20 protein-coding genes are annotated in these 20,102 nt (G+C 56.6%); 10 read left to right on the top strand and 10 right to left on the bottom strand.

The annotated features are described in order from the left end of the window. Positions 1–6: 6 nt before the first annotated feature. Positions 7–1,020 (bottom strand): AraC family transcriptional regulator, encoded by a 1,014-nt coding sequence (locus tag WQQ_RS17240; protein ID WP_007186514.1) that lies wholly within the window; start codon positions 1,018–1,020, stop codon positions 7–9. 104 nt (positions 1,021–1,124) lie between these two features. Here WQQ_RS17240 and WQQ_RS17235 point away from each other — a divergent pair, with 104 nt between their 5' ends. From WQQ_RS17235 to WQQ_RS17220, 3 genes are all read left to right on the top strand, one after another. After that, positions 1,125–2,618 carry a flavin-containing monooxygenase gene (locus WQQ_RS17235; protein ID WP_007186513.1) on the top strand — a complete coding sequence of 498 codons (1,494 nt, stop codon included), beginning with the start codon at positions 1,125–1,127 and terminating at the stop codon, positions 2,616–2,618. A gap of 441 nt (positions 2,619–3,059) precedes the next feature. Then, a protein-coding gene (locus WQQ_RS17225) for an IS3 family transposase (protein ID WP_157534484.1) occupies positions 3,060–4,180 on the top strand; the annotation gives its coding sequence in 2 pieces (ribosomal slippage) (positions 3,060–3,318 and positions 3,318–4,180; 1,122 coding nt in all). Between the two features lie 409 nt (positions 4,181–4,589). Further along, on the top strand, positions 4,590–5,426 hold the full coding sequence (locus tag WQQ_RS17220; RefSeq protein ID WP_007186512.1) for a GGDEF domain-containing protein: 837 nt from the start codon (positions 4,590–4,592) through the stop codon (positions 5,424–5,426). Positions 5,427–5,446: 20 nt separating this feature from the next. Here the strand turns inward: WQQ_RS17220 and WQQ_RS17215 are convergent, their stop codons facing one another. The 6 genes from WQQ_RS17215 to WQQ_RS17195 form a co-directional block, all read right to left on the bottom strand. Further along, positions 5,447–5,875, bottom strand: coding sequence for a helix-turn-helix domain-containing protein (locus WQQ_RS17215; protein WP_007186511.1), 429 nt, complete (start codon positions 5,873–5,875; stop codon positions 5,447–5,449). 312 nt (positions 5,876–6,187) lie between these two features. Continuing rightward, the gene (locus WQQ_RS17210; RefSeq protein WP_040454783.1) at positions 6,188–6,562 is read right to left on the bottom strand and encodes a hypothetical protein; all 375 of its coding nucleotides are present in this window, start codon (positions 6,560–6,562) and stop codon (positions 6,188–6,190) included. A gap of 128 nt (positions 6,563–6,690) precedes the next feature. Then, positions 6,691–6,960 (bottom strand): hypothetical protein, encoded by a 270-nt coding sequence (locus tag WQQ_RS17205; protein WP_007186509.1) that lies wholly within the window; start codon positions 6,958–6,960, stop codon positions 6,691–6,693. Between the two features lie 976 nt (positions 6,961–7,936). After that, positions 7,937–8,080 (bottom strand): hypothetical protein, encoded by a 144-nt coding sequence (locus WQQ_RS24420; protein ID WP_157534756.1) that lies wholly within the window; start codon positions 8,078–8,080, stop codon positions 7,937–7,939. A gap of 305 nt (positions 8,081–8,385) precedes the next feature. Further along, positions 8,386–8,877 (bottom strand): hypothetical protein, encoded by a 492-nt coding sequence (locus WQQ_RS17200; RefSeq protein ID WP_040454782.1) that lies wholly within the window; start codon positions 8,875–8,877, stop codon positions 8,386–8,388. A gap of 130 nt (positions 8,878–9,007) precedes the next feature. After that, positions 9,008–10,048, bottom strand: a complete 1,041-nt coding sequence (locus WQQ_RS17195; RefSeq protein ID WP_192812992.1) for a hypothetical protein — start codon at positions 10,046–10,048, stop codon at positions 9,008–9,010. Positions 10,049–10,163: 115 nt separating this feature from the next. Here WQQ_RS17195 and WQQ_RS17190 point away from each other — a divergent pair, with 115 nt between their 5' ends. From WQQ_RS17190 to WQQ_RS17170, 6 genes are all read left to right on the top strand, one after another. Then, positions 10,164–10,427, top strand: a complete 264-nt coding sequence (locus tag WQQ_RS17190; RefSeq protein ID WP_040454780.1) for a helix-turn-helix domain-containing protein — start codon at positions 10,164–10,166, stop codon at positions 10,425–10,427. A gap of 403 nt (positions 10,428–10,830) precedes the next feature. Continuing rightward, positions 10,831–11,403 carry a hypothetical protein gene (locus WQQ_RS17185; RefSeq protein WP_157534754.1) on the top strand — a complete coding sequence of 191 codons (573 nt, stop codon included), beginning with the start codon at positions 10,831–10,833 and terminating at the stop codon, positions 11,401–11,403. After that, the gene (locus WQQ_RS23855; RefSeq protein ID WP_007186506.1) at positions 11,400–12,761 is read left to right on the top strand and encodes a 7-cyano-7-deazaguanine synthase; all 1,362 of its coding nucleotides are present in this window, start codon (positions 11,400–11,402) and stop codon (positions 12,759–12,761) included. Before WQQ_RS17185 ends, WQQ_RS23855 begins: the two co-directional genes overlap by 4 nt. Continuing rightward, complete coding sequence (locus WQQ_RS17175) at positions 12,754–13,944, top strand: XRE family transcriptional regulator (RefSeq protein ID WP_007186505.1); 1,191 nt, start codon at positions 12,754–12,756, stop codon at positions 13,942–13,944. Before WQQ_RS23855 ends, WQQ_RS17175 begins: the two co-directional genes overlap by 8 nt. Further along, on the top strand, positions 13,919–14,566 hold the full coding sequence (locus WQQ_RS23850; RefSeq protein WP_494546127.1) for a PIN domain-containing protein: 648 nt from the start codon (positions 13,919–13,921) through the stop codon (positions 14,564–14,566). Before WQQ_RS17175 ends, WQQ_RS23850 begins: the two co-directional genes overlap by 26 nt. Positions 14,567–14,838: 272 nt before the next feature. Next, the gene (locus tag WQQ_RS17170; RefSeq protein WP_040454776.1) at positions 14,839–15,156 is read left to right on the top strand and encodes a hypothetical protein; all 318 of its coding nucleotides are present in this window, start codon (positions 14,839–14,841) and stop codon (positions 15,154–15,156) included. Positions 15,157–15,291: 135 nt separating this feature from the next. Here WQQ_RS17170 and WQQ_RS17165 read toward each other — a convergent pair whose 3' ends face one another. The 3 genes from WQQ_RS17165 to WQQ_RS17155 all read right to left on the bottom strand — a co-directional run bounded on the left by WQQ_RS17165 (position 15,292) and on the right by WQQ_RS17155 (position 19,530). Continuing rightward, positions 15,292–16,113, bottom strand: a complete 822-nt coding sequence (locus tag WQQ_RS17165; protein WP_007186504.1) for an IS3 family transposase — start codon at positions 16,111–16,113, stop codon at positions 15,292–15,294. Continuing rightward, positions 16,110–16,424, bottom strand: a complete 315-nt coding sequence (locus tag WQQ_RS17160; RefSeq protein WP_040454775.1) for a transposase — start codon at positions 16,422–16,424, stop codon at positions 16,110–16,112. Before WQQ_RS17160 ends, WQQ_RS17165 begins: the two co-directional genes overlap by 4 nt. A 754-nt stretch (positions 16,425–17,178) precedes the next feature. Next, complete coding sequence (locus WQQ_RS17155) at positions 17,179–19,530, bottom strand: AAA family ATPase (protein ID WP_007186502.1); 2,352 nt, start codon at positions 19,528–19,530, stop codon at positions 17,179–17,181. Between the two features lie 212 nt (positions 19,531–19,742). Between WQQ_RS17155 and WQQ_RS17150 the strand changes: the two genes are divergently transcribed. Next, a complete protein-coding gene (locus WQQ_RS17150) occupies positions 19,743–20,096 on the top strand; it encodes a hypothetical protein (RefSeq protein ID WP_157534753.1) in 354 nt (117 codons plus the stop codon). Positions 20,097–20,102: the final 6 nt, after the last annotated feature.

The raw sequence follows: 20,102 nt of genomic DNA, 5'->3' as shown, positions 1-20,102 counted from the left end.
GTGGTCTCAGCCGGGAAGTCCGAGCCGCCGGATCTGGGAAGGCGAGCGCCCGAACCAGCGTTCGCAGCATCGATACAGCACGGATTGATCGGCCATGCCGAGAATGTCAGCGATGTGCGCCAGCGGAATCGTCGATTCGATCAGCCAGCGACTGGCCTGTTCGCGACGCACCGCATCGAGGATCCTGGAGAACTGCTGATCTTCAGCCTCCAGGCGTCGTTGCAGCGTTCTGGGATGCAGGCCGAGCAGCTTGGCGACGACCTCGCGTCGACCGCGTGTACTGGACAGCGCGCGCTGCAGGATGTCCGCCACCTGCTCGCTGACCGAGTGGTTTCCGGGGCGAAAGACCAGCCGCAGATAGTCGAGGCTGAGCTGATGCAGGCTCGATTCGCCGCCCACGAGCTCGTTGTCGAGAACCGCGCTGGGGACCGAAATCTGCGCATGTGGCTCACCGAAGGACACCGGTCGTGCGAAGACCTGCTGATAGCGCTTTGCCGGTGCGATGGGCTGATGCGGGAGCGCCACGTCGAGTCTCAGCGGTTGGACTTTCGGCAACCACACGAGGAAATGGTAGAGGTCGGCCATGCATTGGTCGGTGACCTGGCGGCGCGGCATCCAGCTCGGCGTAATCAGGTTCAGGCGCAGGCTGGTGTCGCCCTTTTTCGGCGAGTCTGCGTGGATGCTCATGCGAATGCCGGTGCTATGGGAATGCAGATAGCGACTCAGGACTGCCATCGCATCGCCGATGGTGGAGGCGTTCTGCATCGCGATGGCCAGCGGTCCGAGGATACCGATGTCCTGGCGCTCGGCGATGCGCAGCCCGAGGTCTCCACAGCCGCTGCGTTCGCTGGCGCGTTCAAGCAGCACGCAGATCGCGGGCAAGGAAATTCGCAGCTCTTCATCGGCCAGCGCAGCGCGCGGGATGCCGACCTCGTCCAGCAGCGCCTCCATGCTCAATCCGAGCTCGCGCAGCAATTCGGCGGTGCCACGCATGCCGGCTGCTCGCACGAAGGTCGTCATGTCTCCAATTACAAAGTTATTGTCTCCAGAAGACAAGAGCACACGCGCGTTTCACCGCATCCTGACGGCTCATAAGAACCATTTAAAACAGGTGAGGAGAGCACGTGGCAAAGCCTTTTGACGTCGTGATCATCGGCGCCGGTGTGTCCGGCATTGGCATGGCGAGTCGCTTGAGCGTGGAGTCGCCAGATCACCGATTCGTGATCCTGGAACGGCGACAGCGGGCCGGGGGCACCTGGGATTTGTTTCGCTATCCGGGCGTGCGCTCCGACTCCGACATGTTCACATACGGGTTTCAGTTTCGACCGTGGTCCAACTGCCGCACGCTGGCCGACGGCGACAGCATTCGGAACTACGTGGAAGACACTGCCCGTCACTACGGCGTCGACGAGCACATCGAATTCGGCATGCACTGCACCGCAGCCGAGTGGGATACCCAGCGCCAGCTGTGGACGATTACGGCGACGCACGAGCTGAGCGGCGAAACCCGGCAGTGGACCGCGCGATTCATCGTCAGTGGCCAGGGCTACTATCGCTACGACCAGGGCTATCGCCCTCGTTTTGCGAACGAGCAGGCCTTCCAGGGCCAGATCGTGCATCCGCAGCACTGGCCGAAGGACCTGGACTGCGCCGGTAAGAAGGTAGTCGTGATCGGCAGCGGCGCCACTGCGGTGACGGTGGTTCCCGCGATCGCGAAAAGCGCGGCGCAAGTCACCATGTTGCAGCGGTCACCGACCTATATCTTCTCGTTGCCGGGTTGGGATCGCATGACCGAGGTGCTCGGCAAAGTGCTGCCCGCCGAGCGCTGCTATGCAATTGCGCGTCGCCGCAATCTGTTCGTCTGGAGAAGCACCTACAAGCTCTGCCAGCGCTATCCCAAGGCGATGCGGTGGTTCTTTGTCGGGCAAGCCCGGCGTCACATCGGCGATCGCTTCCGCATGGAAGATTTCAACCCGAGCTACGATCCCTGGGATCAGCGCTTGTGCGCGGTGCCCGATGCGGATCTGTTCAAGGCGATTCGTTCCGGCAAGGCCGACGTCGTCACCGACGGCATCGTGCGCTTCACCGCCAAGGGACTCGAACTACGCTCGGGTCGGCAACTCGACGCCGACATCGTGGTGACGGCCACCGGGCTCGAATTGCAGATGTTCGGCGGCATGCAGCTGAGCATCGACGGCAAGCCCTACGATGTCTCGAAGAAGATGATCTACAAGGGCGTGCTGCTCCAGGATCTGCCGAACTTCGCGTGGATCCTCGGCTACGTGAATTTGTCGTGGACGATGAAGGCCGACATGTCGAGTCTGTATCTGTGCCGGCTGTTCAAGCACATGCAGCAGCACCAGCAGGCCGTTGTGATTCCGCGCGATGACGAGAACAGCTGCCTGGAAGAAAGCGTGCTGGATGCGCTCAGTGCCGGCTACATCGAGCGCTCCAATCATCTGCTGCCGCGACAGGGGCGCAGCGCCCCGTGGACCGTTCGCCACGACTACGAAGAGGATCAACAGATGATGATGCAAACCCCGATCGCGGATACGCGTCTCGAGACCCTCGCCGCACCGGCGCCCCGTCGCGGCAAGGTCATCCGCCGTGCCGCCTAAAGATCAGCCGAAGATCCTGTTGATTCACGCCCCGATCATTCGCACGCCTTCTCCGACCCGTGCGGGCAAACTCTATCCAGAGTACTAGGCCTGCCGCGCCCCCCCAGCTTGAACCCACGCAGAAAGCATGGCCTCGATGGATAGCCGAGCGCCCGAATCGTATGCGCGAGGCAGCGGACCATTCTTAGAGTAATGATTAGCCGCCCGTCCCTTCTGCGCCTGCGTCTACTTCGCCCGATTTACGAAGCCAGCGCGCAGATCAAGACGCTGCTCGGTACTCTCGATACCAACCTTTGAGCGAGTTCTTATTCGGGTAGCCGAGTTGGCGAATGATCAAGCCGACTCGCTTTCCCTGCTTGATGTATATCTGCACCGACGTCCCCCCGTAGTTGAGTAGCGGCCCGGTTTGGAATCCAATCCCTGACATCAAGGAGATTGGACGTGAAGAAGCGGTTCAGCGAAGAGCAGATCATCGGATTTCTGAAGGAAGCGGATGCCGGCGTGCCGATCAAGGAGCTGTGCCGGCGGCACGGGTTCTCGGACGCCAGCTACTACCTGTGGCGGAGCAAGTTCGGCGGCATGGACGTGTCGGATGCCAAACGGCTGAAGGCGCTGGAAGTCGAGAACGCGCGACTGAAGAAGATGCTGGCGGAGAGCCTTCTGGAAACGGAGGTGATCCGTGAGGTTCTGCGAAAAAAGTGATGACCGCACCGGCTCGACGCGAGGCGGTGTGGGAGATGAAATCGCTGGGACTGACAGAGCGACGTGCGCTGACGGCGATCGGCATGAGTGCCAGTTCGCTGCGCTACGTGCCAGCGCCGGACCGCAACGTCGATCTTCGGCGGAAGATCGTGGCGCTGGCGCAGAAATATCGGCGTTACGGCGCGGAGATGATCTACCTGAAGCTGCGGCAGGATGGCCTGCAGGTGAACCACAAGCGCGTGGATCGGCTGTACGCACTGGAGAAACTGCATGTGCGCCGGCGTCGCCGAAAGAAGGTACCGCCAGCGAACCGTCAGCCGCTGATCCGTCCCAGCGCGGCGAACGAGATCTGGTCGATCGATTTCATCTTCGACCGGATCGCATCGGGTCGCGCGCTCAAGTGTCTGGTCATCGTCGACGACGCGACGCACGAAGCGGTTGCCGTGATGGCTCAGCACAGCATCGGCGGCCACCAGCTCACGCGGATGCTCGACGAAGTTTGCGCGCGTCGCGGCAAGCCGTCGGTGATCCGCTCGGACAACGGCCGCGAACTGATCGGCAAGGCCATGCTGACCTGGGCACATCGAAACGGCGTCACGCTGCGACAGATCGAACCGGGCAAGCCCAATCAGAACGCCTACGTCGAATCTTTCAACGGACGCCTGCGCGATGAATGCCTCAACGAGCACTGGTTCGTCAGCCTCGCGCACGCGCAGGCGGTGATCAACGCCTGGGTCCGTGAGTACAACGAGGAGCGACCGAAGAAAGCGCTCGGCGGACTGACGCCCGCCAGCTATGCAAAGCAGTTGGCCGCAAAGGCCGTTACATTAACCTCGGATTCCAAAACCGCCTGCTACTGAACGCGGGGGGACGTCGGCACAGCACGAAGCCGATCTCGTATGAATACATAAACGACCTCTTCAGATGGTCCAAGAATCGTCCGCACACCACAACATCCGAAACCGAAGATCGCGTATCAGCATCCACGACCAGGAGCGCCCATTTCCTGCGCGATGTTGAGCGCAATTGCTTCTTCCATGCAAAGCAGCTTTAAAAAGCGTAGCGGAGCACGCGCGTTCGCCGATCAGCACTAATCCAGTTCGACCCAAACCTGCCCCCATCCGGTTTTGATCTTGGCTAAAGACGAATAGCCAGCGGTTGAACTGATTGTCTTTTACCGTACCTAAAAGTGGTGGCAGAGCCTATTCTTTGGCAGCCCAAGCATGGCCGGAGGGGACCGCCAGCTCGGGCTCCAAAGTGGGGAGACTGATGCGCAAGATATCGCTTGAAGCTAAAAAGACATCGCTCGACTACCTGACCTTCGACTCCGAAGCGGTCCAGAAGACCTATCGGCGGACCATTCAGCGGGGAACCGGGCTTTTCTGCGCCACCTGCCTGCTCAACGCGGCGCTTCAGTATTGGGTGAATGATCCTTGGTGGCTGTGGTCGGTTGTTCTGTCCGTCGCCTGCCTGCCCATCATTCCACTCTGCTCCGTCCGAAGAACTTACTGGTTGTTCTTCGCGGGTCTGGTCATGATCAGCGCGATTATCATGCTGTATTACAGTTTTATGGGCCTGCGTTATGGCGCGGAAGCTGCCTTTCATTTGAAGCTGCTAGTAGCCGTGCCGGTGCTCACGATGGCTGGTCGGCTGGGCTTATCAGTAAAGCGGTTCGTCCTTGTGCTGTTGGTGCTGTCCTTCGTTCTTCTGGATGCGCAGATTGCGTCTGTCGGAGGGCGGATTCCGCTCACAGCAACGCAACTGCATGTGATCCGAACGATCAACATAGGCCTAACGCTGTGCAATCTCGCTTTCCTGCTTATGCACTACTTCCGTCTTGTTGCTGAGCAGCAAGTGATGCTGGAGACCTACGCCACCACCGATCCGTTAACGGGCCTGGCCAATCGTCGTCAGTTATCTGCAGTGTGGGTGCCGATACAGGCTGGGATGGAGCGGCATAAGTTTCCGGTGTCCATCGCCATTTGCGATCTCGATCATTTCAAATCCATCAACGACCGTTTCGGTCACGACACCGGCGACAAAGTGAAAGATCCTAGCTGCTTCGAGCCAGTTGGAAATCGAGTTCCAGCCGCTACAGGCACCTGAATACGTATTACAGCTAGAGCCTACGCATTCAGAGATTGCAGCCTGACCTGCGCCGCGCGCTTACCCAGGGCAGCGGTTGCGCCGAACGCGGCGAGCGTCTTTTGCCTGGGCTTACCGCCCTTTTCGATGTTGTAAACCGTAAGCGAGCTCACGCCGAGCAGCTTGGCGAAATCCGCCTGAGAAAGGCCTAGCTTGGTACGACGCTGCTTAACCAATGCAGCGCTGAATCGCGGGGGCCGGCTGCGCACGCTCGCTTCCGTTCTAGAGCTCTCTCGCTTCGAGCGACCGGCCTCACGTATCAGCTTGCGCTGTTCCGCTATTTCCTTCTTGAGCTGGGCGATCTGCTTACGTTGCTGGGTGAGCTGCGTTCGCAAGGCATCGACTTCCGTTCGAATCGCTTTCTTCGATACACGCAGCACTTCTGCTTTGAACGCCGCAGCAATATTCATAGTGAGCTCGAGCCGTTAAGAAGCGCGGAGCATAGCCGAGTCGACAATCGCGAGCTGCTTTATTCAGATTGCACAGTTAATTGACACCTCCTAACGCCACGGCTACTCCGGATTGAGTAGCGTGCGACGGCCGACAAGGGCTCCGCGACACCAGACTCACTGATAGCGTTGATCGATAGCAAAAGACGTCAAGCACGTACTCCACCTATCGATGACTCCAATACGCATCTCCTGCTGTTGGAAAATATGCCGGATAAATCAGAAAGCGGTGCTCAAAGCTTCCTCAGAAGACGATAAGCACCGGCGCATCGATTAGCGCAGGTCTGCTTCGTCGAGCAGCGACTGGACACGTATCGGGCTCAGGCTTACGTCGAGCATCTGAAACTCAAAGTAGCGATACCCTTTGCTCTCATCGAACTTTGCAACGGTACGCAGAACCTCGCGCCACTCCGCCAAGAAGCTCAGAAAGTCTTTTGCACACCGAGGGCAAAGATCAGCAGCGAACATCGCGGCATGGCGCCCGAAATCGATGTCGATTCTCGCGGGCGACTCGCTCGGCGGAGCATCTTGGGGAACCAGACAGTTGCAACGGTCACATCGGACCGCCAGCACTTGGTGATTGAGGGAATGGATCTCCTTCACTACTTTCATCGCAATCTCCGGACGCAACTCGACCAGGGCGGTCAATCTCAAGAAAATTGCAATGCTCTTTTTGCGAGCCGTGTAACTCTACCATCGAGCCTTACGCTCAAGGCAGGCCGCCCCATTCGCCCACCCGCCTACGAGACGCTCAAACTGCCTGTGCGCCCCAGAGATCACTCCGGATAGACGACGAACAGCTGGCCATCCTCTCCGAACAACATCGCCACCTGGGTGTCTTGCTTGCAACGCGCTGCATCATCCGCAGCGGCTGACTCGCTGTCGTAGATCTTGGCGGCTTCTGGAGTGGCAGCGAAAACACGGCGCGTTGCGGACGGCTCGACCTCAATGGAGACCACGAACTCGTCCGAATCCGGAAGATGCACTATGAAACCGCGAAACTCGGCTGTTTTGGGCAAGCCGAATTCGGCCTTGATCTCGTTCACATCTATCTGTGCCCTGTTGCCCTCATCAGCCCGATTGGTTTGAATGGTGGGACACCTCGTTCCCAGCGAGATGCCTCAGCCGCCGACAACGCCCCCCTTGAATTGATTCGTAACTGCTGCTGCGAGCGGAGGATTACTTTGCTCGACGGCACCGCCCCTCTGTTTAATCCATAGCCCTGGCGGGTCAGCACACCCATTCTATTGGGCCAGCGCCGCGTCCGAACAAATATCCGACTCAGGGCTCCATCATAGGCGACGCGTGCTGCTCAGCATCCAGGTGGTAGCGCCTAGTTAAACGAAGGCTTTCACTTTAGTACCGTCAATCCGACAGGGCTCGCCAGCCAAGCTTGCTTCAGATGTCGTCGGTCAGTCCTATTTCACGCCTTACAACCTTCAAAACCCGTGCGGGCGCGCTTATAAAGAAATCCACAGGCGGAGCTCTTCTTAGCCCCTCCTCTCGTCCTGGCACCGCCCCAAAAAAATCGTTTGGAGTGTCGAGAAGGTATGCAAGGCGCCATGACGTCAATTCCGCAGTGGCGATTGCATCGATAAGTTCACTGAGAACTGGCAGCGGCCTGCCCAACACATCGAACTGAAACCGAGGGTAGAGATAGGCGCCGCAGTGCTTTAGTCGAAACGCGCGCCGCTCTTCTATGAAGCGATCTACGTCGGCCAGCGAAGGCTTCCCCGCCCCGCCCACATCCAGATCACTCGCATGCCAAGGACGGGTGCGAACAATGTATGCCTCTCGCCATGCCGGCTCCTGGAATTCCGCCGGCACCGGTGTGCCGCTCGCTTTCCGATACACGATTCATCGAAGATGTTTACGGCCACCTTGCGAAGGGCAGACCGATCAGGGATTGATGTTCCACGTGGACCCGAAAAATAAAATCCGAACCGGATATGTCGTCCGCAGACAGACGAGCACTGCTTACAATTGTCCGTCTGTCCCTTAGGAAGATACAGATCTCCGCAATCAAAGCCGTTCCCGAATTTCCCGCTTACGGGCTTCTTCTTCTCGGCAACGCTTTGCCGCGCGATCCGAAACGAGGAACGGCACGATCAGGATTACCGCCCAGCCAAGCAACCCTGCGAACGCGATTGCGAGTCGAATAGCCATTGCGCCCTCCAAATGGCGGTGTGAGATCCGCGAAAACCTGCTTGCCCGTCTGCAGGGAGAGCCCGCTTTCTTGCCGCAAAGCAGCCTTTGAAAGCAGTGGCGCCCCCTCAACGACTATCGAATTTTTGGTCCACGTGGACCAGAGTCATCACCATCGAGGTAGAAGCGTCGCAATCCGCAGGATGGACACTACTATGCAAATGTCTTTTGTCCTTCCGCGATAGACAGATGCCCTTCAATCATGGCCTTTCTCGAATCTGCTAAGAGATTAGTCTCGATGCCAATACCTGCCAGCCGTCAGCGTGTCACTCGCGACTGAAGTACAGCGTGTCGCCACATTGGGCGCAGAAATGACGGCGGAGGAACTGCCGCCGCATCATTCGTTCGGTGTGCACACGCCCACCGCCGCATGAGTAGCAGTGCAGACGTCCACCTCGAATCACGCCTGGATGCGTGCCGACATACCAAGCGTAGTTCTGGCGCAGGTATCGAAATCGCCATCCCCAGTAGTTCAGGAATAGGCCGCCCAGCACGCAGCCCCAACAGGTGCCCACACTCTTGAAGCCTAAGATCCCCATTGAGATTCCAACCACGATCAACGCCCCACCGATGCGTTGGACGTAGGTTTCGGTCGCTGGTTGATCCAAGCCATACATGCCGAGAACCAGCACGGTCGATACCACGATGGCCGCCAGCCCCATGTAGACCAGAAAATCGCCAATCGAAAAGCTGATGATCGCAACTCCAAGGTTCAGGGTCGCGAAGAGCCCAAAAGTATGAAAGGAGGGCTTGAGCATCAGATGCGACCAATCAGAAGAAGCGGGGTCACGTGGACGCAAAATCCGCGGTCGCCACCCCAGACCACAGCCGAGCTGGCCCGCGATCGCAAGGCGAGCAGCAGAACCGCATCGTCACTCTTCAGGCGCATTACGACACCCGCCAGTCGCAGGGCGCCCAAAACCGGCCTTCATCCCAGATATGGGACGCGGCAACCGGCGCGATTCGCACCGTCTGGTGAGGCTTGAACAGGAAGTTGGGATCGACGACCGGCAGCTCGATGTTGCTGCTGTTAGGTCCATGGACCTGTTCGAACGAAAGACCGGTCTTGTCGACCTCGAAGGGACCGAGCGGATTACGCCCGAACACCGCATCGCGCTGCGCAACAGCACGTCCCCGCAAGAGCACTTTGATCTTCGCTCCAGTCGCCTGCTCGACGTAGCCGATGCGGTTGTCACGAGAGCACACCGTGCTGCCCACGTTCTTTTGCGTCGCGCTCAGCGCAGCGAAGGACCGATCAGCGGTTGAATTCGCCTCCGCGACGCTTTGGCGGAACTGCGCCCGCTTGCGAGCGTCCTCAGCCTTGGCATTGGCCCTCGCCAGTTCCTCCTGTCGAGACTCCTCGGCGAGCCTCGCCCGAAAACCTGCGCGATAGGTTTCGTCATCCCGCAAAATTTTTAGGCGCTGCTGCGTCGGCAGCGATGACTCGACATACCGCTTGAACAAGTCGGCATCGAGCGACTGCGGCATCGACATCTGAGTGCCGAACTTGAGAGCGGCCCCAACGAAGGCAGCGGTCTTCTGCGCAGCGCTCGACGAGTAGAGATCGGCGTACACGAACTCGTCGCAGGTGCTCGATTTGTTCTTCTCGTTGATGTTGTAAACCTTGCAGCTGATATGCGTCTCGACGGGCTCCAGCGTCGCCAGGCTGAAGTACAAGCGGCCTGCCCGCTCGTAGCCGTACGGGCAACTGCCATATTGGGACTCACCTTTAGAGACGCTACTCCCGCCCAAACGGCAGATCCCCTCGACCACGTAGGTCTCGTTCCGCTTCGCCAGCCGCGCGTAGAGGTCTTGCACCCCGTCCGGCGCCTTCTGCGACGGCGACGAGGCACAGCCCGCCATCGCCAGCACCACGCCGGCAACCACCGGCACCAACCCCAAACCCCGCATTCCTTGCTGCACATTCAACCTAGGCATTTTCACCCCCTACCAATCGGCCCGGCTTTATTTTATATGCCACAGCATATATTTAATATCCCAAAGCAGTTAGACGATATGGCGCGGCGGCTCGACCCTTTCCGGCATGACTTCAGACCGGAAAGCCGTCGCGTTACGGCGTGTATTTGGGAAAAATGTTCGCGTGGAGCGGGTTCGCCGCGACCTCTCACAGGAGGCGCTTGCCCATCTGGTTGCGACGACTCAATCTCACCTCAGCGAGATCGAGCGTGGTGTCGCCGCGGTGCAGCTCGACATGATCGCCCGCATCGCCGATGCGCTTTTGGTCGAGCCGATGACGTTACTGGATCTGCATACGGGCAACACCCTTCGAAACACTGAGCAGAACTAACGCCTGCCGAAAGGCTGTGCCGCAGTCCGCCTGACACTCAGTGCGCAAGTGCGCACGCACCACTATTCGGCGGCACGTAATCAGGCAGCGGTGCCTTCATTGAGCGGCGATGTTTACGCCATTACGCGATGCAGGAAGCCTTGCCTCGCTTTCAGGTTCACACCCCGACACTGAATAGCATCGGACACCTGATAGAACCTCGAAATTCCTCCAATCCGGTACTCATGAACTCCAGAGACGGCGATCTATCAGCCGAACTCCGCAAGTGAAGCGGTAAGGATAGGTCCATCGTTAGCCGAATCGGCCGGCCCCGCCCAACGTCTACATGAGAAAATGTCAGAAATTTATAACTAATTGTTGACTTTGTCAGATTATGAAATAGTATATGAAACAGGGGAGCGCAATGACTGACGGCCCGTTTAAAAATTTGCAGCTGGCTAACAGATGGAAACGGTATACCGAAGCGGTGCAGAACCATTTGGTAGCGCGCGATACCGTGCGAGCCATGGCATGCAATGCGATCGTTCGTGACGTGCTCTTTGGAAGCAACCGAGCCCTCCTCAACGCCGTCGATACCCATGTGAGTCAGGCGCAGCAGGATTTCGATGCGATTGCCTCTGTTGAGGGCATCTTCAGCCGCTACAGCAAATCCCCCTTTGCAGACTCTCTGCAGCGAGAGCTTGTTTTTCGTTTGGACAGCCAAGCACCCGCTGCCGCTTACGACGAAGCGATAACCGCCGCCATCAGTGGGCATATCAGCGAAGTGGGAAATCGAATCGTAGAAGAGTGCATTCGATCTTATGAATCGGATCAAATGAATCGCAGCCAGCTAACTCGAACGATTACTCAGTCAAAGGCAACCCTGAGATCCATTGATCTGGAAGAGCTTTGCCGAGCGGTCCGATCCGGGAATACCAACGCCTTCAAATTGGCTGCATCCAAAAAAGACGGACTTGATGAAGGACCTCCGCTGTGAAGATCAATAGCGACAGACAAGCTCAATACGGGTTAACGCTGCATGTTGCAGAGGAAGCCGATCGCTCTAAAGCTCGCGGCAACAGAGAGATCGCGAGAATTGGAAGCGAGATCACCTTCGATCCCAAGGTGCTCGACACCTATCACTACAGCGGCTGGAAGTCCGCGCACCATGACCTACTCGTCATTTGTGCGGCGGCTGAGTATGCAGATCGCCGATGCGCCAGGAGGATTGGGCAGTGGGCTCGATCATTCAAGCTCACTATTCCCGTCCGAGAGCCCGCGCTTTGGCAGCGTTCAGAAGTCACGCTCAGCCTTATCGATACGCTCCGTCACCTCACCGGCGACGATTGGGATTTCGCATTTACGCCAAGTGTAGCGAAAGACGAAAGCTTCGCACGACAGCGCTCGTTGGATTTCGGCAACAGTAAACAGTTCGTCATCGCCTATAGCGATGGCCTGGATTCTCGTTCTGTGTCTGGCATACATAGCGTCGGTGATGCTGCTATCCGCGTGCGAGTCACCAAGAACAAAGGGCGAATAAAATCGAGCGAAGCCCCTTTTGATTTGATTCCTTTCTCGGTCAAGGTACCGTCGTCTCCAGAGAGCAGTGTACGAAGCAGAGGATTTAAGTTCGCCTCAGTCACCGCCATCGCCGCGCAGATATCCAACGTCAAAAGAATCGTTGTCCCCGAGAGTGGCCAAGGCGCCTTAGGCCCTGCCCTTTTACCACTGCACAACATATACGCAGATTACCGAAATCATCCGACTTTCTTCCGAAAGATGGAGCGCTTCATACGCCTAGCTTTGCAATATGAGCTTTCCTATGAGCAGCCTCGTCTTTGGCACACTAAAGGACAAACGATTTTTGAGTTTATTTCGCAACCCGGCCAAAGCGCTCAGTCTTTGAGCGACACGCGCTCCTGCTGGCAACAACGCTGGAATACGCGATCAGAAGGAAAATTGCGCCAATGCGGGCTATGCGCCGCGTGCTTATTGAGACGAATGAGCTTACATGCAGCAGGTGTGAAAGAGACCGACGACACTTACATTTTCAGTGATCTGAGCGCGTCGAAGCACAAAGGGTCCGCTCAACAGACGAGTCGCACCATGCTCGAATATGGAAGCGTTGGAGCCCGGCACCTGCACCAACTAGCAAATTTGGCAGAAGTGCCCGATGCACAGCTTCGCGGTCACAGCTACGAACTAGCGCGAGTACTTTCCATCCCGGAGGAAGAGACCCTGCTCAACCTCAAACGACTGCTCACGCAGCATTCGAAAGAGTGGCGAGAGTTCGTCAATTCACAAGGTCCGGCCAGCTTCCTGGTTCGCTGGACTGGAGGAGAGCTCTATGGCTGATTTAAATGAGATCAGTGCACAGGAGATGGGACGCCGCTTAAGACTAGCCCGAGAAAGTGCAAACGTTCGGCAAGAGGACGCAGCACAGATTATTGATGTATCACGCCCCACTCTTGTCGCGATTGAGAAAGGGGGGCGCCCGATACGCCTTCTAGAACTTCAAGCGCTTGCCCATCACTACGGAACTTCTGTCAATGCTCTCTTGCGACGCGGGGCCATACACACGGATCTCGTGCCTCGGTTTCGAAGACTGAGAGAGACCGAGGATGACTACATCACTGAAGCGGTGAGATTGCTCAATGAGCTTGTCAGAGCCGAAGTTGAACTGGAAAACGCCCTAGGAATCGAAAGAAAAGCAAAGTACCCCCCCGAACGTGGAATCAGCACCGGTGACGTTACTGATCTTGCCGAACAGCATGCGGAAGATCTTCGGGGATGGTTGGGGCAAGGCTCTGGCCCCATCACCGACATCTTCACTTTAATCGAACTGGATCTAGGCATCCGCCTATACCAAAGACGCCTGTCTTCAGGGTCAAAAGTGGCGGGCTTATTTACTTATGAGCAAAGCGTGGGCGCGTGCATTCTCCTAAATGCAAACCATCCACTTGAACGCCGCATTCAGTCAGCCGCGCATGAACTCGGGCACTTCATGGGCACGAGGCAAGTTCCGGAGGTCCTCGAAGAAAGCGAAAAATTTCTTTCTCGAGAAGAGCGGTACGCCAATAGTTTCGGGCGCGCATTTTTGACTCCGCGCAAGGACTTCGAGGAGAGCTTTCGTCGACTAACTGCAGGATCGGAGAAGCTCACGAGGCGGCACGTGATCATTCTTGCCCATCAGCATCACATCTCTCGCGAAGCTTGCGTACGCAGGCTTGAAGAGCTGAAGCTTGTAAAAAAGGGAATTTGGGCTTGGTTTGAATCCAATGGCGGAATAAAAGATGCGCAAGCACGGGAGGTTCTTGGCGATGCGGCAGTAAAGGTCGATGCTGCCAAAGGAGATGCCGACCGCGTCGTATCGCATCGAATGAGTTTGATGGCGCACTCGGCTTGGAAACGCGGACTCTTCTCAGAGGGGCAGCTTTCCGAGCTTTTGAAAGTTCGGCGCATCGAATTACGGGCGTTAATCGATCAGATTGAGCTTGAGGAAAGTGAATCAAATGACTTACTCATGCTGCCTCTCTGACAGCCCGTTTCCCCTGGTATTGGATACCAGTGTCCTAATAAATCTGCACGCGAGCCGCCATGGAAGGCGCTTGCTATCTGCTTTGCCGAACAAGATCATCGTTCCAAATGTTGTCGAATTAGAGCTCGACAACGACCGAAGTAGATCGACTGGCGAGTATCAATTTGTTCAGGAGCTGATAACTACCGGAGCAGCAACCCTTGCCAGCTTGACCGATGACGAGTCCGTTGAATACCTGAAGCTGGTCTCTACTCTCGATGACGGCGAAGCAGCAACAATTGCGCTCGCCGCAGCACGAGGGCTTTCACCGATCATCGATGAGCAAAAGGGTCAGCTTGTCGCAGAAGAACGATGCCGCTCCACAGTAATAGGTTGCTCATTTGATCTTTTTAGACATCCACATGCGCTAATAGCCCTAGGCTCGGATGCCGTTGAAGCCCTCTATTTTGCCCTTCACGATGGGCGCATGCGCATTCACCACGATCGCTGCGACGAAACTGTGAGTCTTATTGGTGTCGAGCGAGCATTACGCTGCTCTTGCCTGCCGGGGTACAAGATAAAACGTCCGCTTTGGCAGGCGATGCTTGCCTCTCCAGTTAGCGTCAGTCCGCGAAAACTTTAAATCACTTGAGCCAGGTTGCGGCCGAAGGTGTCATGCATATAGCAGCGTGCCGCCAAGCACAGCTTCTACACTACGAATCGCGAGAGACTATATGAGTTTATCCACTGACCTATTTAACGCTGCGAAAAAGCTCGCGGACCGCGCAGAAAAGCTGAGCACCACGGATTCCTCGGTATCGCTTGAAGCCCTGGAGCGTGCGGCGGAACGTGCAGGAAAAGCGTGGAGTGGTTCGTGGATTGGGTACCAGTCGCGCGTCTACTACAAAGGATTGAATGAACCGCCACCGCGCGCGCTTTAGCCAGGAATGGGGATTCATGCAGACCTTCAGCAATGAGACTGCGGGCGAGTGGCAGGAATATCGATATGACGACGTCGTCAAGGCGATTGAAGCCGACGCAGGACTCCTGGACCTGAAGTTTATTCAAAACGAGTGCAGAAACACTCTGGATTTATTCGAAGAGACACACTCGGAGGTTAACTCTCTCCTCTCGACCGCAATCGAGCGATGCCCGACTGACAAATTTATTGAAGACATCTCATCCAAGCTCCACGAGATGAAGGTTTTTGATGCCGGAGACTTCATTGCGTAAGCTGCCCCGCTCACCGGACAAACGAAAGGTAGAACTTTCTGGCATTTTTCCTAGCCAGGAGGTTTTATGCGGACTTCAAAATTCAGCGAGACGCAGATCGTCGCGCTTGTAATGACCCACCGAAATCTGCACAGGTCAGGCCGCTAAGGCAAATGCCTCAGCGGGTGTTTTCATCTTCAGCGCTTGATGTGGGCGCCGATGGTTGTAAAAGACAATCCAGTCGCTGATCACGCGGCTGGCATGCTGCAGGGTTTCGAAGCGATGCCGATGCACGCACTGTTCCTTGAGCGATCGGATCACCCGCTCCACCATGCCGTTCTGCTGCGGGCAGTGCGGCGTGATGAATTCCTGCTGCAGGCCGTAGCTGCGAACCAGTGCCGTGTACTTCCGGCTCGTGAAAACCAAACCGTTGTCTGATCGCAGCAGAAACGGCATCGGAACGCGCCCCAGCGTACCGAACCGAGCGATCAACGCTTGCTCCAGGGCAGCACTGGCCGTCGTCGCACGGCCCGTGCGGGACAAGTGCCAGCCCAGCAGTTCGCGCGTGTGGCAATCGATGACCACCGCCAAGCTGGCCCAGCCATCCCGGCCTGCCCAAACCCGACACAAGTCCGTTGCCCAGCGCTGATTCGGCGCCTGTGCCTTCGACGGCAGGGCTTCGATCCGCGGTCGGTGTCCGACTGGCCGTTTCTTCACTTGCCAGCCTTTGATCTGAAACAGCCGCTGCACCGTGTTCTTGTTGAAACCCAGCAGTGCGGCCACCGTGCGATAGCCGAACGACGGCTCTTCTTCGATCAAGGCTTTGATCGGCTCGGCGAAGCGCGCCTGCACCTTCGGCGCCGCCTTTTGCGATCGGTAGTAGATCGTCCGTCGTGAGAACCCGAACCAGCGGCACAGCTGGCTGATCGACACCTCGAAGCCATCGGCTTTGAGTCCCTGGCGGATCGCTTCGATCACTTCTCGTCCTCGCCCAGCAGGGACTGCAATTTTTTTCGAGCCCGCAGCTCCAGCATCGCCTCGCCGTAGGCTTCCTGCAGGTCCTTGAGCTTGCGCTCGTACTGCTCGCGAACGTCTTCGGGCTTGGCCCTTAGCGCGTTTTCCATCCCGGCCTTGGCCTGATCAACCCAATCTTCGAGCTCCGACGGTGGCAGGTCGAACTGCCGAGACGCCTCCGCCACTGTCTTGTTCCCCTGGATGATCTCCAGCACCAGCGCACCCTTGCGCTTGGCTGTCCACCGCTTGATTTCGTCTTCCATCACAACGCTCATGTCTTACTCCTTTCAAAGTATCGCCTGAGCAGAATTTCAGTGGGTCATTACATCTGCTTCCTTCAAAAACCCAATGATCTGCTCTTCGCTGAACCGCTTCTTCACGTCCAATCTCCTTGATGACAGGGATTGGATTCCAAACCGATCCGCTACTCAACTGCGGGGGGACGTCGTCCAGACTAGTTCACGAGCCCATACCTACTTCAATTTTGCCCCAGGCTTCGACGTCGCTTCGAGCCTGCATGAAAAGATGTAGGGGCAGCGCGCCTCCACCAGGAAATGTGCTCGAATCTCACTAGTGGTGCCCGGCTCAAGAACGGTACTTGGCCAATGCTCCCATGGTTTCCTGATGTAAAGCTCTTGCAAGTTGTTTAAGCGAGGGCCTATCGGGCCAAGGGCGTTTGCTTGGGGATCAGATACGCGGTTATTCGCGTCTCCTTTGTGTTGACATCAAGAGGAACCGTTCCCACATTTCGCCAGTGGCATATGACGGTAATTACCTCTTGCTGTTCATTCACAGCGACGCTTTCAGCCGAAATAGTTCCGTCAAACGACGGAATCTCTCCCCGCCTGCGCAAAAACTCTGAGAGAGACCAGCGCCAGAATGCCCATACACCAGCAACAAAAATCCCCAATGAAGTGACGAGACTTTGAATCGTCTCTGCAGTGTCTTTGCTCGGCAACTCCATCTACCCTCCCCTTCACCATGCTGAACAAGCAATCCCTTCGCATCTTGATCTGAAGCAGATGAGAATCAAGCTGCCGCGGCCAGATCGATCATGCTTTTGCAATGCGCTTCATCGCAGTGCCGAATCAACGCAATTACATCTTTCAAGATAGCGGGCGATTCGCTGAGCACAGAAACGTCGTGATCAGGCTCTGCAATGGAATCGAAGTGCGAATAGGTATGCAGAAAGCGCAGGATGCGCGTCTTCTTGGCTGTGTCGAAATCGATTCCCTCGAATTTCTTGAACAGCTCTCCAGCCCGATCCGGTAGTCGAAATGCCAAGAAGCTCTCGAGAAGACGTCGGGCGATGTTAGGCAGAACGTAATAAGCCTCGATACTGACTTGAGCGTCTTTCGTAGACTCTTCGTAGATCCGCTTGAATAGGTAGTGGTATTCCGACTCGTACTGATGCAGAAAGGGATCGAGGGCGCCAATTGTGGAGCGCCGTTGACCTTCGACAAACGATGAGGACAGCATGTAGAACCGCGCGGGCTGCTGATCCGGCTTGTTCTTTTTTTGTTGTCCGGGCATGTGGTTAAACCAGTTACGAACCTGCCGGAAGAAAGCAAAGTTGTGAGTCAACACGAACAGTTGCCCAACATCCGCTGTCCGTTGCTTCATGAAGGCGAACGCATTGAACAGTGAATTCGCGTCAAGGCTGGAGACGGGATCATCGATCACGACGATCCCGGTCTTGAGATCGAAGTCAGCGTCCTCCAGCGACTTGAGGAAATATAGAAACGCGATCGCGGTACGTTCGCCATCGCTGAGATGAAGAGCGGGCTGACCTCCTCTTGATATCCGATATCCCGTCTTATCTACGTCAAAGCGAAGTTCATCTCTGCCCAAGTAACTCGCAACCTCCCTATTGAGCTCCTCCGCTGGCCGCAAGTGCTGGCGTATCTGCATCTCGATCTCGGCGATGTTCGCCTTTACCCGTACCACCAGGGCTCTCTGTTCGCTCGCTTTTGCCCGTGCTTCGTCGATCTCTACAGATATCTTGTTCCACTGCGCCAAGACATTAATCCGCTCATGCTCGGCTAGGCTCTGTCGTGCCGCAGGCAACGCCTTGTCGAATGAATCGGTATGTTGGTTGTGTTGGTCAATCAAAGCCTTGAGCCGCCCGAAAGCCGTAACTCCTGTAGCCGCCTCAATCGCAGCGATACCACTCATCAGCATCTTGAAGAAGGTGACAAGAGTCGGAGCTGGCTTTTCAGGTGTCCCGAGAGCGGTCGTGTATTCGTCAAGGCTCAATGGCTTAAAGGGAGCTTTCTTTTTTGCTTCAAGACCACGAATCAACATATCCAACGATATCGAAACTGTTACTGCCTTTGACCTCAAGGATTTGACCGCTTCTTCGTATTGAGATCTCAGATGGCCGTACAAAGTCTCTTTGGCCGGCGGGTTGAACTCGCGTCCAAAGGACTTAGCGGCATGTATCTCGGAGATGAGCCCGTCCAGTTCACTATGAAATTGCTCAAACTCGTCGTTAAAATGAGCTTCGAGTTCTGCAAGCCGTTGCTGCTGTAGGGGGTTAGAGCAGAACTGACATGTCGTGAATGGCGGCGAACCAGCGTGCAGTTTGAGCCCCGTGGATACCCAGGCCGCTAGATCAGGGTTCTCGGCCAGGGCGTTGACGACGGTCGATACGACAGAGCGCTGGAGCATGGCGGCTGACCGCTCCGTGAGTGACTTGACGTCCGGAAAGCTGATCGGCGGATACGACAACTTGTCCATCCGCTTGCTGTCCTTGATCTCTAACAGCCGATTACGTGCGTCGGCAGACAAGGGTTCCGGCGGAGGCGCCACGCCCGCAAGCGTGCGCATGGATTGCCTGAAATCTCCGGCGTTGTAGTTGTTGTAAGGCCCGCCCCCCGCCACTGTCAGCAGATTCTTAATGCTCTTGGCTTCTTCGGCGCAAAAGGCTTCCAGCGCGGCGTTAGCTCTTACCAGCTTTCGACTCCATCGACCTTCTTCCTCTTCTGCCACGGCCAACTCCGCTTTCAGCACTTCGATCTGCTTCTGCTTCTCGACGCTGTCCTCTCCGAGAAAAAAAACGGGCGGGAACTGCTGGGTGGCTGACTCGAACACGTTCCTGATGACCGTGTCCCGATTAAATGTCCGAACCTGTGGGAGCGTCGCGTCCTTGAATTCGTTAGATGAGATGGAAGTGTCACCAACTAGCACCTTGGCAATCCCCGGATCGAGTGGAGTTGCCGTCTGCAGGTGGTGAAAGAGATTCGAGAGCGAGGTTTTTCCAGCGCCATTCCACCCATAGATAACGTTGTAGCGTGCGAAGTCCAATAGGCCCTCGGTAGGCCATGTGAAATCGCGAAAAATGCGATACCCCTTGATCTCTTGAATGCGGGTAATTTTCACGGATCGGGCTCAAGGAAAGTGACTTTCATTATTCATCACCGGATGGGTGGCCGACATCCGATACCCCTCTCCCATTCGCCGTGCGCTGAGTTACGATATGGCGTCAACCAAGGAGGCTCTACCCGGCAACGGGTAGGGCCTTTTTTGTTTTTTCGCCGCCGATAGGGTCCGAAATGAAAAGCATAAAACAAGAGTACTGCCCGAACTGCGACATGCACTACAACGAGGTTTGCGTAGATGGACGCTGCAGCATCTGCGACACCGACCTACCCATCGCGAAAACCGCCCCCCAGCTTGCGCAGCAGAACAAAGAGCTGGATGCACTCATCTATCTGGTACGCGAATGCAGGAAGTGGGGGAAGTCTCACGACTTTCCGGCTGCACGCGAATACCCCCACTACTCGCAGCTTCGGACAATTGGGCGATTCTTCTTCGAAATCGGCGGGCGTCAGCAGATGCGCCGTGCGCTACGCGTCCTCAGCGAGGAGCTAGGCACAGCAGACGCATCGAACTGGGGACGGTTCGTCGAATTTGCGTGGGACGACATCGGCGGCTGGAAGGCTTAGGGTGGG

This window comes from Hydrocarboniphaga effusa AP103 (assembly GCF_000271305.1).
In the GTDB taxonomy this organism is placed as follows: domain Bacteria; phylum Pseudomonadota; class Gammaproteobacteria; order Nevskiales; family Nevskiaceae; genus Hydrocarboniphaga; species Hydrocarboniphaga effusa.
Note: the sequence above shows the minus strand (reverse complement) of the source record. Positions and strands in the feature narration are given on the sequence as shown.

Bases quoted from the DNA above. Each gene is read 5' to 3' on its own strand.
- WQQ_RS17240 (WP_007186514.1), bottom strand. From the start codon at position 1,020: ATGACGACCTTCGTGCGAGCAGCCGGCATGCGTGGCACCGCCGAATTG.
- WQQ_RS17220 (WP_007186512.1), top strand. From the start codon at position 4,590: ATGCGCAAGATATCGCTTGAAGCTAAAAAGACATCGCTCGACTACCTG.
- WQQ_RS17215 (WP_007186511.1), bottom strand. From the start codon at position 5,875: ATGAATATTGCTGCGGCGTTCAAAGCAGAAGTGCTGCGTGTATCGAAG.
- WQQ_RS24420 (WP_157534756.1), bottom strand. From the start codon at position 8,080: ATGGCTATTCGACTCGCAATCGCGTTCGCAGGGTTGCTTGGCTGGGCG.
- WQQ_RS17200 (WP_040454782.1), bottom strand. From the start codon at position 8,877: ATGCTCAAGCCCTCCTTTCATACTTTTGGGCTCTTCGCGACCCTGAAC.
- WQQ_RS17190 (WP_040454780.1), top strand. From the start codon at position 10,164: ATGACTTCAGACCGGAAAGCCGTCGCGTTACGGCGTGTATTTGGGAAA.
- WQQ_RS17185 (WP_157534754.1), top strand. From the start codon at position 10,831: ATGACTGACGGCCCGTTTAAAAATTTGCAGCTGGCTAACAGATGGAAA.
- WQQ_RS17175 (WP_007186505.1), top strand. From the start codon at position 12,754: ATGGCTGATTTAAATGAGATCAGTGCACAGGAGATGGGACGCCGCTTA.
- WQQ_RS23850 (WP_494546127.1), top strand. From the start codon at position 13,919: ATGACTTACTCATGCTGCCTCTCTGACAGCCCGTTTCCCCTGGTATTG.
- WQQ_RS17170 (WP_040454776.1), top strand. From the start codon at position 14,839: ATGAACCGCCACCGCGCGCGCTTTAGCCAGGAATGGGGATTCATGCAG.
- WQQ_RS17160 (WP_040454775.1), bottom strand. From the start codon at position 16,424: ATGAGCGTTGTGATGGAAGACGAAATCAAGCGGTGGACAGCCAAGCGC.
- WQQ_RS17150 (WP_157534753.1), top strand. From the start codon at position 19,743: ATGCACTACAACGAGGTTTGCGTAGATGGACGCTGCAGCATCTGCGAC.